The organism is Methanothermobacter sp. EMTCatA1, assembly GCF_002356395.1.
Lineage (GTDB): Archaea > Methanobacteriota > Methanobacteria > Methanobacteriales > Methanothermobacteraceae > Methanothermobacter > Methanothermobacter thermautotrophicus.
Genome location: NZ_AP018336.1, coordinates 690,586 through 706,811, shown reverse-complemented (window position 1 = coordinate 706,811; position 16,226 = coordinate 690,586). Strand labels below are relative to the sequence as shown.

16 protein-coding genes and 1 tRNA gene are annotated in these 16,226 nt (G+C 49.1%); 14 read left to right on the top strand and 3 right to left on the bottom strand.

Translation table 11 applies throughout. From position 1 onward, the window contains the following. Position 1: 1 nt before the first annotated feature. Complete coding sequence (locus tca_RS03715) at positions 2-727, top strand: heparan-alpha-glucosaminide N-acetyltransferase (protein WP_286709159.1); 726 nt, start codon at positions 2-4, stop codon at positions 725-727. 155 nt (positions 728-882) lie between these two features. Beyond that, positions 883-2,313, top strand: a complete 1,431-nt coding sequence (locus tca_RS03710) for a DASS family sodium-coupled anion symporter (RefSeq protein ID WP_394339337.1) — start codon at positions 883-885, stop codon at positions 2,311-2,313. A gap of 245 nt (positions 2,314-2,558) precedes the next feature. Here tca_RS03710 and cobQ read toward each other — a convergent pair whose 3' ends face one another. Beyond that, entirely contained in the window at positions 2,559-4,073 is a 1,515-nt protein-coding gene (cobQ, locus tag tca_RS03705; protein ID WP_286709158.1) for a cobyric acid synthase CobQ, read from the bottom strand. 169 nt (positions 4,074-4,242) lie between these two features. Between cobQ and tca_RS03700 the strand changes: the two genes are divergently transcribed. Both tca_RS03700 and lonB read left to right on the top strand, forming a co-directional pair. Then, entirely contained in the window at positions 4,243-5,484 is a 1,242-nt protein-coding gene (locus tca_RS03700; RefSeq protein ID WP_010876423.1) for a PAS domain S-box protein, read from the top strand. Between the two features lie 150 nt (positions 5,485-5,634). Next, positions 5,635-7,569 carry an ATP-dependent protease LonB gene (gene lonB, locus tca_RS03695; RefSeq protein WP_010876422.1) on the top strand — a complete coding sequence of 645 codons (1,935 nt, stop codon included), beginning with the start codon at positions 5,635-5,637 and terminating at the stop codon, positions 7,567-7,569. Positions 7,570-7,771: 202 nt separating this feature from the next. Here lonB and tca_RS03690 read toward each other — a convergent pair whose 3' ends face one another. Next, on the bottom strand, positions 7,772-8,629 hold the full coding sequence (locus tag tca_RS03690; RefSeq protein WP_010876421.1) for a ribose-phosphate diphosphokinase: 858 nt from the start codon (positions 8,627-8,629) through the stop codon (positions 7,772-7,774). A 92-nt stretch (positions 8,630-8,721) separates the two neighbouring features. Here tca_RS03690 and hypA point away from each other — a divergent pair, with 92 nt between their 5' ends. From hypA to tca_RS03675, 3 genes are read left to right on the top strand one after another with little or no spacing between them, the layout of a single operon-like run. After that, positions 8,722-9,090, top strand: a complete 369-nt coding sequence (hypA, locus tag tca_RS03685; RefSeq protein WP_048060898.1) for a hydrogenase maturation nickel metallochaperone HypA — start codon at positions 8,722-8,724, stop codon at positions 9,088-9,090. Positions 9,091-9,102: 12 nt separating this feature from the next. Further along, positions 9,103-9,756, top strand: a complete 654-nt coding sequence (gene hypB / locus tca_RS03680) for a hydrogenase nickel incorporation protein HypB (protein WP_010876419.1) — start codon at positions 9,103-9,105, stop codon at positions 9,754-9,756. 22 nt (positions 9,757-9,778) lie between these two features. Continuing rightward, complete coding sequence (locus tca_RS03675; RefSeq protein WP_143485760.1) at positions 9,779-10,807, top strand: DUF354 domain-containing protein; 1,029 nt, start codon at positions 9,779-9,781, stop codon at positions 10,805-10,807. 157 nt (positions 10,808-10,964) lie between these two features. Here the strand turns inward: tca_RS03675 and tca_RS03670 are convergent. After that, a tRNA-Ala gene (locus tca_RS03670) sits at positions 10,965-11,038 on the bottom strand. Between the two features lie 69 nt (positions 11,039-11,107). Here tca_RS03670 and tca_RS03665 point away from each other — a divergent pair. From tca_RS03665 to mch, 7 genes are all read left to right on the top strand, one after another. After that, entirely contained in the window at positions 11,108-11,614 is a 507-nt protein-coding gene (locus tag tca_RS03665; protein ID WP_286709157.1) for a GNAT family N-acetyltransferase, read from the top strand. A gap of 115 nt (positions 11,615-11,729) precedes the next feature. After that, complete coding sequence (locus tca_RS03660) at positions 11,730-12,806, top strand: hypothetical protein (protein ID WP_048060897.1); 1,077 nt, start codon at positions 11,730-11,732, stop codon at positions 12,804-12,806. A gap of 48 nt (positions 12,807-12,854) precedes the next feature. Further along, positions 12,855-13,328, top strand: a complete 474-nt coding sequence (locus tag tca_RS03655) for a DUF1890 domain-containing protein (protein ID WP_010876415.1) — start codon at positions 12,855-12,857, stop codon at positions 13,326-13,328. Then, a complete protein-coding gene (locus tca_RS03650; RefSeq protein ID WP_010876414.1) occupies positions 13,325-13,630 on the top strand; it encodes a DUF1894 domain-containing protein in 306 nt (101 codons plus the stop codon). Before tca_RS03655 ends, tca_RS03650 begins: the two co-directional genes overlap by 4 nt. Before the next feature lie 10 nt (positions 13,631-13,640). After that, positions 13,641-14,567, top strand: coding sequence for a methionine synthase (locus tca_RS03645; RefSeq protein WP_010876413.1), 927 nt, complete (start codon positions 13,641-13,643; stop codon positions 14,565-14,567). Positions 14,568-14,578: 11 nt separating this feature from the next. Then, entirely contained in the window at positions 14,579-15,247 is a 669-nt protein-coding gene (locus tca_RS03640; protein WP_048061245.1) for a thymidylate synthase, read from the top strand. After that, positions 15,241-16,203 carry a methenyltetrahydromethanopterin cyclohydrolase gene (gene mch, locus tca_RS03635; protein WP_286709156.1) on the top strand — a complete coding sequence of 321 codons (963 nt, stop codon included), beginning with the start codon at positions 15,241-15,243 and terminating at the stop codon, positions 16,201-16,203. The genes tca_RS03640 and mch overlap by 7 nt, the downstream gene beginning before the upstream one ends. The last annotated feature ends 23 nt before the right edge of the window (positions 16,204-16,226 follow it).

Here is a 16,226-nt window from a genome sequence, read left to right as displayed (position 1 = left end):
CATGGGTACAGTTCATGTAACTGAAAGGTTCGGGGAGGTCGATGCACTTAGGGGCGCCGCCGTCCTGATGATGATTGTATATCATACCCTCTTTGATCTTGACTTCCTGGGTGTGCTGGATCTTGACATGGGGTCGCCGGTGATCTGGTTCACAGGCAGGCTGACGGCGTTCCTTTTCATATTCCTGGTTGGGGTGTCCCTCAGCCTGAGCCATTCAAGAAGAGGGGTTACCTCCAGGCGGCATTACATCATAAGAGGTCTGAAGATATTCCTCTGGGGGATGGTCATCACCGCCGCAACATGGATCTACCCCCACAATGGTTTCATTGTCTTCGGGGTCCTCCACTTCATAGGCCTTGCAGTGATACTCACACACCCCCTTGCTGGAAGGAGAACCGTTGCACTTGCATTATCGGCTGTTGCAATCACGGTGGGGGTCCTGATGTCAGGGCTGCGGGTTGAAACTCCCCTCCTGATGTGGCTTGGAATCAGGCCCCATAATTTTTACACCCTTGACTACTTCCCGCTTTTCCCGTGGCTGGGTGTTGTGCTCCTCGGAATCTTCACCGGAGACACCCTCTACCCGGGATACCGTAGAAGATTTGGATTAAGGGCATGGAGTCCCTCTCTACTTCAGCTGATCGGAAGAAACTCACTGAAGGTTTACCTGGTCCACCAGCCTGTGATAGTGGGGATAATATGGGCAGCCATGTATCTAACCTCTTAAAGGACTGAAAAGAAAGATTCATGACCTAAATAACCTCCCGTAAATGGCCTGGACGATACTTATCAAAGTTTTGTTAACCAGTAAAAATCAAAAGCTTATTAATTAGTAAAAAAGAAAGTTGAGTTTCAGGTTTACATCCGGTTAATTGTTATCAAATAAAAGGCAAATCCGGATTTAAATCTCTTGATGCATCTTTATTAAATTGTGGAGGTAATATTACGGATGCCAGAAAAGGATTTATTCTGAGCCTTTTATTGGCCCTTACAGTATACCTGGTACCACTACCGGGTCTAAGGGCTTCAGGACACACAGCACTTGCTTTACTCGTTTTTGCAGTTACAATGTGGGCAACGGAGGTCGTGCCCCTGGCTGTGACATCACTCATAATACTCTTCGCACAGCCACTCATGGGTGTTGAGAGCTTTGAAAACGCGGTTATAGGTTTTGCAAATCCCATACTCTTCCTCATGATTGGGGGATTTATAATGGCAGAGGCCATAAGGAGGAGTGGTCTCGCCCAGAGATTCACCTACTACCTCCTGGGGAGGCTTGGAACCTCACCGGAGAGGGGACTGTTTGTAAGCATATTCTCGACGGGTCTTCTTTCTGCATGGATTGAGAATGTTGTCGCCTTTGCAATGCTCCTACCCATCATAAAGGAAATAGTGGATATAATGGGCTGCTCTGAACCTGAGAAGGGAAAGAGTAACTATGCAAAGGCCATGATACTCGGGGCATCATTCGGGTCCCTTGCCGGTGGATTCGGTACAGAGATAGGAACTGCCCCCAACCTCATGGCAGCGGCCTACACCAGCATACCCTTCCTTAACTGGATGATATTCGGTCTTCCACTTTCGATTGCAATGCTCCTGGTCACATGGTTCCTCCTCATGAGGATTTTTCCAAGCGAGGTCAGGGCCCTCGAAAATGGAGATGCCCTGATAGGTGAAAGGATAAGGATGATGGGCTCAATGAGCAGGGATGAGAAGCTCAGCGCAGGGATACTCCTCTTCGCCATCCTGCTGTGGGTTACAGCTGGCTTCACAGGTATCAACAGCTACTCTGTGTCACTTATAGCTGCTGTGATGTTCATATTCGCGGGTGTAATAACATGGAAAGACGCACAGAAAAACATTGACTGGGGTCTGGTGGTGTTCTTTGGAGGGGCACTCTCCCTTGGAAGCGCACTCCTCAAGACAGGGGCGGCAGCATGGATAATTGATAAACTTGTGGGTATGCTTGGTTCAGACCCATCGACTGTAATCGTCATGCTCGTGCTCATGGCTGTGGCGGTGATCATCACCCAGGTGATGTCCAATATAGCCCTCTCAGCCATCCTTGTCCCCCTCTCTGTGACCCTTGCATCTGCGCAGCACCAGCCCATCGGGGTATACGCTGTACCCGTTGCAATCGCATGTTCACTGTCATTCATGCTCCCAATGGCAGACCCAACAGTTGCAATGGCCTACGGTTCCGGCTACGTTAAGCTGAGGGACATACCGAGGGCCGGGATTCCCATCATAGCTGTGGGTATCATCCTGACGGTCCTTGTGATCACAACCCTGGCAGTGCCCTTCATATCATGACCGTGGTCTGCAGATACATCCCCCCATTTTTTAACTGATGATAGTCCTCTCTAAATGCTGAACTTCAAAGGAATTCTGTTAGGAGATGGGGAGTCCAGAATTTAATCCTGACAGAATGTCTGTTCTGGTTAATGCATGGAACAGTCTCTTTTAAAATGCTGGCGTCTTTTAATCGTCTAAAGAATTGAAATAAGATTGAAACTGAAGACCGGGTAAGATTGAAAATGAAGACCGGGTCCTTAAAATTATCCTTCAAGGATCTCCTCGATGATGGAGAGATCCATGTTTTCCTCAACGATCTCTGCCAGCCTGTCGATTGAGAACCTTCTTGATGCACTGAAGTTATCGTCCACGTACTCCAGTGGTTCAAGGCCCTTCCTCTCCCTGAGGAGATTTGTGAAGTACCTCCTGAATCTGAAGTTGTGGAATATTCCATGGAAGTAGGTTCCGGCCACGTTTCCATCGACCGCCCCATCGAATCCGCCGCTCCTGGTGTTCCCGAAGCCCCTGTCAACCCTCAGAAGGGGTTTCACATCACCGAGGACTGTGGTCCCCTCATGGAGTTCATATCCCTCCACGGTCTCTCCCCTCATACCACTGAAGATTCCGTTACCAAGGACCCTTCCCTGACTCTGGGAGATTATCTTACCCTCACCTGTAAAGTGGGTCTCACAGTCAAGAAGACCGAGACCATCAACACTGCCTTCACTGGACTCCTGCCGGGCATCATCAAGGATCCTCTTTCCCAGCATCTGAAAGCCACCGCATATGCCAAAGACAGGTATCTCACGGCTTAAGTCCCGGATCTCGTCAGCAAAGCCGTTCTCCTCAAGGTGGATGAGGTCGCTTATGGTGTTCCTGGTCCCGGGGATTATGATGGCGTCAAGGTCATCAAGGCTGTCACCTGTCTCTATGAGCCTCACAGCAACGTCCTCCTCGTACTCAAGGGGGTCTATGTCTGTGAAGTTTGATATCCTGGGCAGCCTCATAACTCCTACCCGTATATCCCCTCTTCCCCTGTACTTCCTCTGGGAGAGGGATGCTGAATCCTCCTCCGGGAGTTTCAGGCCTTCATCATAGGGCAGAACACCCAGCACCGGGACTCCTGTGATCTCCTCGATCCTCTCAATGCCGGGCATCAGTATGTCAATGTTACCACGAAACTTGTTTATGACAACACCCTTTATCCGGGACCTGTCACGTTCATCAAGGAGCATCAGGGTACCTGCAATTGATGCGAAGACACCTCCACGGTCTATGTCAGCCACCAGTATAACGTCGGCATCTGCAAGGTGGGCGATCTCCATGTTGGCAAGGTCCCTGTCCCTCATGTTTATCTCGGCGGGGGATCCTGCCCCCTCTATCACTATAAGCTCATACCTGCTCTTCAGGTACTCAAGGGATTCCCTTATAGCCTCAAGGGCAGTATCCCTGAATTCTGTCTGGTAGTCCTGGAAGTTCATGTTTCCTGCAGGTCTCCCATGGACTATTACCTGGGATGTGAAGTCCTCCTTGGGTTTGAGGAGGACGGGGTTCATGTGGTGTGATGGCTCTATCCCTGCGGCCTCTGCCTGGAGGACCTGGGCCACCGCTATCTCCCGGTTCTCAGCTGTTGTGAAGGAGTTCAGTGACATGTTCTGGGATTTGAAGGGCGCAACCCTGTATCCCCTCCGTGAGAATATACGGCAGAGAGCTGCGACCATCACGCTCTTACCTGCACTCGATGATGTGCCCTGAACCATTATACACTTTGCACTCATGGCCTCACCTGATCCAGTGGACAATGCCACCTCTTAACGGTTTTCTATTATAACTTGAGGCTGATCCTGACTGAACTGGAGTCTGGTCCTAACAATATTGAACACTAAAATCTTAAATACATTGCTGGTGAAAATATTACTCAAGATGTTCATTGTGGGAGATGGTTAAATGGCCCCTGTTCCTCTTGCAGTTCCTGACCTGTCAGAAGATGATCTTAAGTCAATTTTCGAGACCGTTATCAGTAAAAGTCCCGACGGCATTATCACGGTTAACATGGATGGCGTTATAGTCTTCTCAAACCCTGCAGCAGACAGGATGTACGGATACCCATCCCTGAAGGGTAAAAATCTGGATGATCTGGTCCCGGAACCCCTGAGGGAGGATCTCCACATTAAAATGGAGGAGTACCGTGCTGCGGGTAGACATGAGCTCAGCGGAAGGGTCCTTGAGACGGTTTCTCTCAGAGCCGATGGGACAGAATTCCCTGTTGAGATGACCATCAACCCTGCAGAAACCCCTGCCGGGAGGTACATAACCTCAATAATAAGGGATATCTCCAGTAGAAAGGAAATGGAGGAGGAACTGAAGAGCCGTGAGGAACAGTTCAGGGACCTCTTTGAGAACGCCACTGACATGATACAGGCCGTTAACCCTGAAGGGAGATTCGTCTATGTTAACAGGGCCTGGAAGGAGACCCTCGGCTACACTGACAGGGACCTGGAGGAACTCACACTCTTCGATGTGATACACCCTGACAAACTTGATGAGTGCCGTGAACTCTTCAGGAGGGTGATGTCAGGTGAGAAGATACCCACCGTCGAGACGGCCTTCATAACCAGTGACGGAGAGAAGATATTTGTCGAGGGCAACGTCAATGTCCGGATGAAGAAAGGAGAGGTGGAGTACAGCAGGGCCATCTTCAGGGACGTTACAGAGCGGATGAAATTCCAGAGGGAACTTGAAAGACTGGCAGCCATAGTTGAATCATCAGGTGACGCCATCGTGAGTTACGACCTGGAGGGCAACATAATGGACTGGAACAGGGGAGCTGAGATGGTCTATGGCTACAGTGCAGAGGAGGTTAAGGGAAAGAACATATCCATCCTCATGAGTGAGGAGGAATTCGAGAAGCTGCGGGGCCTGATATCAGAGGTTAAATCCGGAGGTTTAGTTTCAAACTTTGAGGCGAAGCGCAGGAGGAAGGATGGGGAGGAGATCTGGGTTTCAATCTCCCTCTCACCAATACGTGACTTTAACGGCGAGATCATCGGGGTTTCAACCATTGCAAGGGACATCACCGAGATGAAGAGGACCCGGGAGGCACTGGAGGCGAGTGAGGAGAAGTACCGCAAGATTGTTGAGAAATTCATACAGAACGCCCTGGCCCTGATATCTGAGATAAACCGCTGAACCATGCAACATGGTGGAGATACCTTTATAAGGGGAACCCCCATATATTAAAATAAAAATTTGTAAGTAAAATATTTTAAGTAGGAGAAACAATTGATAACTGTGATTTTAATTTTAACCACTTCACTTAATGGAGGCATTTGAATAGAAATGAAAACCACCATTAAAAACTCCAGAACTCAGGAATCTGTTTCATATGAGGGTAACGAGACTAAAAAGGGAACCGGGGAGACCCTTTCATATGAAACATCAAAGGATATAGAAGTCCCCGAAAGACTCATAGATCAGATCATAGGGCAGGAAGAGGCCGTTGAGACAATAAAAAAGGCGGCTGAACAGAGACGTAACGTTTTACTGATAGGTGAACCCGGTGTGGGTAAATCCATGCTGGCAAAGGCGATGGCAGAGCTGCTGCCACGCGAACAGTTACAGGACATACTGGTCTACCCAAACATAGAGGACCCCAACAACCCCCTCATAGGGGCTGTACCTGCAGGAGAGGGTCGTAAGATCGTGATGAACCACAAGAACAAGGCAAGGTCACAGGATGAGAAGAAGAACCTTTTCATGATGCTCATAATATCCTTCATCCTTGTCCTTGGGTTCATGATGAACCAGTTCCTGGCAGCGATAATAGCTGCAGGTATAATATTCCTGGCACTGCAGCAGTTCAGGCCACGGACAACGGTCATGGTCCCGAAACTCCTTGTGAACAATGAGGGAAGGCAGGTCGCACCATTCGTCGATGCAACCGGAGCCCATGCAGGGGCCCTCCTCGGGGATGTAAGACATGACCCCTACCAGTCAGGTGGTCTTGGCACACCTGCACATGAGAGGGTGGAAGCCGGGATGATCCACAAGGCCAACAAGGGTGTGCTCTACATAGATGAGATAGGGACAATGAAGATGAAGACCCAGCAGGAACTCCTGACGGCCATGCAGGAGAAGAGGTACTCGATCACAGGCCAGAGCGAAACAAGCAGCGGAGCCATGGTACGCTCACAGGCGGTTCCCTGTGACTTCGTACTGGTGGCTTCAGGTAACCTGCAGGTGCTTGAGGGTATGCACCCTGCCCTCCGTTCAAGGATAAGGGGATACGGATACGAGGTCTTCATGAAGGACACGATGCCCGACACACCAGAAAACAGGGACAAACTCGTTCAGTTCGTTGCACAGGAAGTTGAAAAGGATGGAAGGATCCCCCACTTCAGCAGGGAGGCAGTTGAGGAGATAATAAGGGAGGCCCAGAGGAGGGCCGGTAAGAAGGACTCACTGACCCTAAAACTCCGTGAACTGGGGGGCCTTGTAAGGGCAGCCGGTGACATAGCCAAGAGCCGCGGAGCAGAACTTGTGGAAACAGAGGACGTTATAGAGGCAAAAAAACTTTCACGAACCCTTGAGCAGCAGATTGCAGATAGATACATTGTCCAGAAGAAGAAGTACAGTGTCTTCAAATCAGAGGGTGGAGAGGTCGGTCGAGTCAACGGCCTTGCGATAATCGGTGATAGGAGTGGGATCATACTCCCCATAGCCGCAGAGGCCGCCCCTGCCCAGAGCAAGGAGGAAGGCAGAATCATAGCAACAGGTAAACTGGGTGAAATCGCAAGGGAGGCTGTGCAGAACGTAAGCGCCCTCATAAAGAAATACACCGGTACAGACATATCCAACTATGACATCCACATACAGTTCCTCCAGGCCTATGATGGTGTGGAGGGGGACAGTGCAAGTGTCTCCGTTGCAACAGCAGTCATATCGGCCCTTGAGGAGATACCTGTGGATCAGTCAGTTGCCCTCACCGGCTCACTGAGCATACGCGGAGATGTTCTCCCTGTTGGAGGAGTCACAGGGAAGATAGAGGCAGCTGCAGAGGCGGGAATAAGGAAGGTCCTGATACCTGCATCCAACATGGGTGATGTGATGATTGAGAAGAAGTACGAGGACATGGTTGAGATAGTACCCGTTGAGACCCTCGGGGATGTCCTTGAACACGCACTCATCGGTAAGGGAAAGGAGAGCCTGATTCAAAGGATGCAGAAGATAAGTGATATTGTGCCTTCAATCATGAAAAAACCAGCCATGCACTGATCCTCTGCATTTACTTTTTCTTTTTGGAAGTTCCAGCCTGTTTTCAGGATTTATCTGTGTTCTGGCGAAATAGTTCTAATGGGTTATTTAGGATATACGTCTTTTTTATACTGAGCTCCCTTTTCATGTGCTCAGGTCCAGATGATTCTTAAAAAAAGTTAATAAGGGCCGGGAACTGAAAAAATATCTGAAATGGGTTAAATTAATCTTTCATGACATCTGCAATAAGCGGTGCAACTGAGATCTCGCTAACATCAGATTTAAGGGTGTCCGTTGCAATGACCCTCTCAACACCGGCTGAGAATATCTTCAGGAGGGCGTCCTCCACAAGGACCGGGTGGACACAGCAAACAGTTATGCTTGAGGCTCCACATTTCCCTAAAATCCCGGCGGCGTTTACTATGGTCCCACCGGTGCTTATGATGTCATCAACAACCACAGCATCCTTTCCTTCAACATCAAGGTCACTCACACGGGTCTCAACCACCTCAGGGGATATGCGGACCTTCTCCATGTAGTCACATTCACATCCAAGTATATCACTGACCTCCCGGGCATGACCCAGGGCACCCTTATCCGGGGCGATGATTACCGGGTCATCAAGGAATGAGATGTGTTCAGCGATGAGGGGCATTGCAGAGAGCTCCCTCACAGGTACACGGAAGAACTCACTCAGGCAGTTCTCATGGAGGTTCACGGTTACAATTTCATCTGCACCGGCGGCCTCAAGGAGGTGGGCGACTATTTTCGCCGATACAGCTTCACCGCTCTTGAAACGCCTCTCCTGCCTCCCGTATCCAAAGTAGGGTATGGCTGCACGCACATAATCCGCCCCCAGATCTTTAAGGTTCTCTATCATGAAAAGGAGTTCCATGAGGTTTTCATCCTGGGGGTAACCCGTTGACTGCACAACGGTCACCTCTCCCTCCACTTCCTCCTTAACCCTGATGTAACGTTCCCCATCAGGGAATTTACGGGTTTCAACGGGGCATAAAGGTTCATCTAGTAAATCTGCAACTGAGGCAGCAAGTTTCTGTGATGCTGAACAACCTATTATCATGAAAAATCACCTTCCGGTAATTAACAATTTTTATATAGATAACTCTATTAATTCTAATTATAAAATTTTGTCAGACTAAAGAGGTGAAATGGGTGCATGAACTATCCATGGCCGATGCAATTGTGAGGACGGTTATCGATGCTGCAGAGAAGAATGACGCCGTCGAGGTCCTTGAGGTCACGGTTGAGATCGGCCAGCTTACCCTGCTGAACCCGGAACAGATAGAATTTATGCTGGACGTCCTCAGCGAGGGCACAATACTTGAGGGCGCCAGGTTCAACCTTGAGGTTGTCCCCGTGGAAATAGAGTGTGAATGTGGATATGAGGGCGTGGTCGAGGCCGATGAACTTGACCACTTCGCTCCGGTCATAAAATGCCCCGCCTGCGGGGGCCATGAGTTCCATGTCAGGGCTGGCAGGGAATGCAATGTTAAAAATATAAAGATTGAGAAGAAGGACTAGAGGAGGAATTTCATGCATAAAGTAGCAGAGGTTGAAATTCAGAATGACATCCTGCTTGCAAACAGGAAACTCGCCAGAAAGAACCAGAGACGCCTTGACAGGGCAAATGTCTTTGCAGTTGACTTTCTGGGTGCAATAGGTTCAGGAAAAACAACACTCATAGAGAAACTCATTGAGAACATGGACAGGAAGGTTGCGGTTATCGCAGGGGACGTTATAAGCAAATTCGACGCTGGAAGGTTTGAGAAGTACGACGTACCTGTTGTCGGGCTCAACACAGGTAAGGAGTGCCACCTTGATGCCCACCTCGTTGAGCACGGACTTGAGGACCTCCCCCTTGATGATGTGGACCTGCTATTCATTGAGAACGTCGGCAACCTCATCTGTCCGGTGGACTTTGATCTTGGATCCCACATGAGGGTTGTTGTTGTAAGCTCCACAGAGGGCGACGACACAGTCGAGAAGCACCCCCTCATATTCCGGGAGGCGGACCTTGTTGTTATTAACAAGGCTGACCTTGCAGAGGCCGTTGGCGCGGACCTTGACAAGATGGTTGATGATGTTAAGAAGATCAACCCGGAAGTCAGGGTAATAAAGACCAGCCTCAAGACAGGTGATGGTGTTCAGGAGATCATAGAAGCCATTGAAGGGGCAATGGCAGATTAAAATATTTTTTTGGTGGTTTTCCTTGAAGATATGGATTGATATTACCAACGCCCCTCATGTCAGGTTTTTCAGGGATGTGATAACATACTTCCAGGAAGAGGGCGAGGATGTCATAATCACCGCCAGGAAGTTCGGTGATATACACAGGCTCATGAAGCTCTTCGGCTTTGAGTTCACATCAATAGGTAAACATGGCGTAACCCTCTCTGAGAAACTCATTGAGAGCACAAAGAGGGCATATAACCTCTCAAAATTTATAGCAGAACAGAGACCAGATGTTGGTCTTTCAAAACACTCCATAGAACTCCCAAGGGTAACCTTTGGTCTTGGAATCCCAAGTGTCTATGTACTTGACAATGAGCACGCACTGGCAGCAAACAAGCTAACACTCCCTCTCTGTGACAACATAATAATGCCTGAGGTCATTGACCTCTGGGACATAATGAAGACAGGTGCTGACCCAAACAGGATAAGGAGATACAGGGGGACCTCTGAGATAATCCACTTCCAGAACTTTGAATACAATGAGAACATCTTCGAGGACCTGAACCTGAAACTTGAAAGGGAGAAGACAATACTCATGAGGCCGGAGCCGTCACTGGCATCCTACCTTGATGCTGACTGTCATGAATCGGTCCTCACGCCGATAGTGGAGGTCCTGAAGGATTACGCCAATATACTCATAATACCCAGGTTCAGGGAACAGGCAGAGATCTTCGAGGGATATGATAATGTTACCATAATAAAGCCACCAGTTGACACCTTCAGCCTCATGAAGAGATGTGACCTTGTTATAGGCGCCGGCGGGACCATGAACAGGGAGGCGGCTCTCCTTGGCACACCAGTCATATCCTGTTATCCTGGAAAGCCCCTTTCAGTGGACAGGTTCTATATAGACAATGGCCTCATGTACCGATCCACCGATGTGGATGAAATCGTAAACACGGCCCTGAGACTCCTTGTATCAAAGAGGGAGCAAAAGAAACTCAGAACAGATGACCTCTTCCGGATAATAGTGGACATGGTCTACGAGGCCGCTGAATCCAGTTAGGGCCCCAGTGACTCCCTTTAAACTTAAAAAAATCATTGGGCACTTCCCTGTGTCCTGGAATGATTTTTTTTATTTTAATAAGGAAACCTGAATAAACTTCATTTAATCAGTAAAAATAAATGAAGGACAATAAAAACAGTTTAAAAACAGTTTTGAGTGGACTGGCCGGGATTTGAACCCGGGGCCTCCGCCATGCCAAGGCGACGCTCTACCAACCTGAGCTACCAGCCCCAACAAAGTATACATTAAGCCTTTTAATATTTAAAGTTAACCTTATTAAATCTTCGACGGATAATTAATATGGTGATTGGTGTGATGGTGAGGAACGCAAGGGAGGAGGACTTCCTGGCCATAGCTGAACTGGCACATGAATGCCCACCTATGGTTACAGAGAGAAACTCCATCTACCATATATTCACGAGGTTCTTCAGCACAACCTCATTTATTGCTGAGGATGGGGATGAAATCGTGGGGTTCCTGCTGGGGTTCATATCACAGGATAACCCCTCCGAGGCATACATCCACCTCCTCTGTGTTTCACCGTCCCTCAGGGGAACTGGAATTGCCGGAAGGCTCCTTGAAAGGTTCGCAGGGACCGTGAAGGGTATGGGTGCGAGGGAGATCTACCTCATCACAAAGCCATCAAACGACCGTGCAATAAGGTTTTACCTTAAAAACGGTTTCAAACCAGTTGAAAAGGGCAAAACAGTTGAATACGGTCCTGTAATGGCTGTGGCAGACTACAATGGTCCCGGTGAGGATATGGTTGTCTTTCGAAAATCCATACCTGGCGGAAAAACTTTTTAAGATAACCCTCAATATATGATCTAGTTGCAACCCCATATCTCTGGTTTCAGGGTCCGGATTTTTGCCCTGAAACATGTTTGCAGTCCCCTATCATCAACATCTCTGGAGGATTAAATTGGCCCTTATAGCACAGAATCACCTTCAGCTCATAATTGAGGTTGGCATAATACTCTACGCAGCAATGGTTTTCATACTCAACCTTGCACCAATGTCCCTCAGCATGGTTCTATTCATCTGCATAGTCCTTGGAATAGGATTCAACATAATCTTCGGACTTGACGTTGTTGCACTCTTCATGTCATTCGGTCAGAGTGAGTTCACCCACCCATTTGGCCCAATAGCCCTGCTTGTGACAGTATCATCCCTTGCAGCCCTTGCAATCATGGAGGAATCAGGGGTTGATGTGAGGGGCCTTAGAGGTTTTGTTTACCTGCTCATGGCGGGCATAACCCTCTTTGGGGGTCTTATGCACAGATCGTTCCTCCTTCTATGGCTTCTGGGCCTTTTTATGGGACTTTTCATAATATCAAAGTCCATGAGGCAGAGGTCCCTCATCACGGTTAAGCGGGTCGCCGGCTTTGCATTAATAGCAGTGGCTGGATTCGGGGGCCTTGAGTTAATCTCAAGGGTACTGGGGATGACTGTTCTAAGCCCTCTTCTACGTATAGAGAGACTCGAAACATTTTCACTCCCGAGCATGAAACTTGTCATCAAGAACACCACCCTCCTGGGCCATAATCCAATGTCTTCCTACTGGGGTGAACTCTCAAGTGGATTTGCCGATGGATACATTTCACTTCCACTTCAGCTCATACTCTTCTTTGGTCTGCCCTTCCCGGTTTTCTATGGCATACTCGTCAACAAGAAGGACGTGATAGATTACATGGTGCCTGGAGTATTTGGGTGGGCCTATGACTTTGGATACATTACCATGTTCTTCCTTCTAATCTGGTGTGTGGGTATCATTATAATGGGATTGAGGATGCTCAGCATATACCGTGAAAGGCGTGAAAATGGCTCAAGAAGCTACCTTGGAAGGGAGGTTCTGCTGACAGGGGCCCTCGCAGCCTTCATGTCGCAGGCCATAATAGGACTCTTCGTGATAAACAGGACAATAAACGGGACAGCCCTCCTGACCTTCATCTTCCTCAGCTCACTCATATTTGCAAACTCTGTCGGGCTGAAGGAGTAGGCGGTCCCAGCTGGTGAATGATCAAGAACCCATAATGGGGAGATAATCATGAAAACGGAATCAACAGGGAAGGCTTTAATGGTACTGGGATGCCCGGAATCACCGGTTCAGATCCCCCTGGCAATATACACATCACATAAACTCAAAAAGAAGGGTTTCAGGGTTACTGTAACAGCCAATCCAGCCGCACTCAGGCTTGTCCAGGTTGCTGACCCTGAGGGTATCTACACGGATGAAATGGTGGACCTTGAATCATGCATCAACGAATTAGCTGAGGGTGACTACGAATTCCTCGCAGGCTTTGTACCCAACGATGCTGCAGCAGCATACCTTGTGACCTTTGCAGGGATACTGAATACAGAGACCCTGGCAATAATCTTTGATAGGGACGCAGATGTCCTTGAAGAACTCGTTAATGAAATAATGGAGACCCTTGACGCGGAGATCATTGCTGCAAGGGCACACCACAACCCTGCACCCCTGCGGGTGAGGATAGACAGGTTCATGGAGGAGAAACCATGACGTTCTGCCTGGAGACCTATCTGCAGCAGTCAGGGGAATATGAGATCCACATGAAGAGGGCCGGTTTCAGGGAATGTGCAGCAATGATAGAAAAGAAGGCACGGAGGGTCGTCCACATAAAGCCCGGTGAGAAGATCCTCGGCGCAAGGATAATCGGCATACCACCCGTACCCATCGGTATAGATGAGGAAAGATCAACCGTCATGATACCATACACCAAGCCATGCTACGGTACAGCCGTGGTTGAGCTCCCGGTTGATCCAGAGGAGATAGAGAGGATCCTTGAGGTGGCAGAACCCTGAGGGTGATGGTGTGATCACAACAGTTGTTGGAAGCTACCCCACAGAACCCAGGGGTCCTGAGACACTGGGTGAACGTCTGCTGAATTTTTTTGGCTCCTACGATAGATACAGACCGGCCATAGAGGCTGCTGTGAGGGACCAGTTCAGGGCGGGAGTTGATATAATCTCGGATGGACAGGTCCGTGGCGACATGGTGGGACACTTCGCAGCGGCAATTGGAGGCATGAAGATCGAGGACGGCACATCAATCATATACTCAAGGATAACACCGCCTGCAGGTTCCATAGGAGCAGCTGACCTCAGATATGCATACCGGATTTTAAGGGGCCTCACAGATGATGAATCAAGGGGTGTTAAGGGCATAATAACCGGACCATCCACCATGATCTACGCATCCAGGATAGAGGGGTTCTACGACCCCCAGAAGAGGGATCGGGCTGTCATGGACATGGCAGGAGTTCTTAAAATAGAGGCAAAGCACCTCCAGGATGCAGGGGCTGCAATGATACAGATAGATGAACCCTTCCTCTCAACGGGAATTGTTGACATGAAAACAGCAGGGAGGGCCATAGATCACATTGCAGCCGGCCTGGACATTGAGGTCTCACTGCATGTGTGTGGAGACATAAGGAATGTGCTCTCTGATCTGCTCAGATTTAAGGTTGATGTCCTGGACCTTGAATTCGCGGGAAGACCATCCAACCTGGAGGTCCTTGAGGAGAAATGGAGGGGTGATAAGGGGGTAGGATTTGGATGTGTGGATACCACAACCGAGAGGGTTGAATCCATGGAGGAGATAAGAAACCTTATTAAAAGGGGTGCTGATATAGTTGGAGAGGAGAACCTCTACATCGACCCTGACTGCGGAATGAGGAAACTCCCGAGGAAGGCGGCCTTCAGCAAACTCCGCAACATGGTGATGGCAGCAGGTAATTGAGGGTGTTCATGATGGCCTACAGTATAGAAGTCAATGAAATTGCAGATGGCTGGAAGAAACTCGTTGAGAAGATAATGCATGATGGGCGGGAGATAAGGGATGAAAGGGGATCCCTTACAAGGGAGGTCATGAACACCGTTGTGACCATAAAGAAGCCCCTCGGCAAATCAGATGACTTTTACCATATCAGGAGGGGTTCGCTGCTCAACATAAAGGTCCCTGAGGGCTACTTCTGGAGCGGTGAAAAACTTGAGAAGTACTCTGAACAGTTCCTCTCAGGGGACAGGAAGGGATTTGTCTACACCTACGGAAACCGCCTGAGGGCACACTTCGGAGTGGACCAGCTGGATGAGGCCATAAGGAGACTTAAAAACTGCACAGAATCAAGAAGGGCCACCATGGTAACCTGGGATCCTCCTGAAGACACTGCGAGTGATGAGGTCCCCTGCATGATCCTCGTTGACTTCAAGATAAGGGATGGGAGGCTCTTCACAACGGCCCTCTGGCGCAGCCATGACATCTACGGGGCATGGTTCCCAAATGCTGTGGGCCTTGCCTATCTTGCTGATCACGTCGCAGCAGAGGTGGGTGTTGAGGTGGGTCACATAACCATCCACTCAATTAGCGCTCATATATATGAGGTTAACTTCAAAGAAGCAGAAGAGGTGATCAAATGGTAAGTGTAAACCTTGAGGCAAAGAAGATAGTTGACAGAATGATTGAAAAGGCAGACGACCTTAAAATAAAGGTCGATAAACTTGAAAATGGTTCAACAGTCATCGACTGCGGAGTTAACGTTGACGGCAGCATCAAGGCAGGTGAACTCTACACAGGTGTCTGCCTGGGAGGACTTGCAGATGTTGGGATCTCCATACCCGGCGACCTTTCAGAGAGGTTCGCACTTCCATCCGTTAAGATAAAGACAGACTTCCCTGCCATATCAACACTGGGAGCCCAGAAGGCTGGATGGTCAGTCAGTGTGGGCGACTTCTTTGCACTGGGTTCCGGACCTGCAAGGGCCCTCTCCCTGAAACCTGCAGAGACCTATGATGAGATAGGATACCAGGATGATGCAGATGTTGCAATACTCACCCTTGAGGCAGATAAACTCCCTGGTGAGGATGTCACAGACATGATTGCAGAGGAGTGTGACGTGGCAGCAGAGAACGTATACGTCCTGGTGGCCCCAACATCATCCCTGGTTGGTTCAATACAGATCTCAGGCCGTGTGGTTGAAAACGGTACCTACAAGATGCTTGAGGCACTCCACTTCGATGTTAACAAGGTCAAATATGCTGCCGGTATAGCACCAATAGCCCCGGTTGACCCTGACAGTCTTAAGGCCATGGGTAAAACCAATGATGCAGTCCTCTTCGGCGGAAGGACCTACTATTACATAGAATCCGAGGAAGGAGATGACATAAAATCCCTGGCAGAGAACCTCCCATCATCTGCATCTGAGGGTTATGGTAAACCCTTCTATGATGTCTTCAGGGAGGCCGACTACGACTTCTACAAGATAGATAAGGGAATGTTTGCACCTGCAGAGGTCGTTATAAATGACCTCAGGACAGGAGATGTCTTCAGGGCAGGATTTGTCAATGAAGAGCTCCTCATGAAATCCTTCGGACTTTAAACATCCCTGACCACTTCTATTTT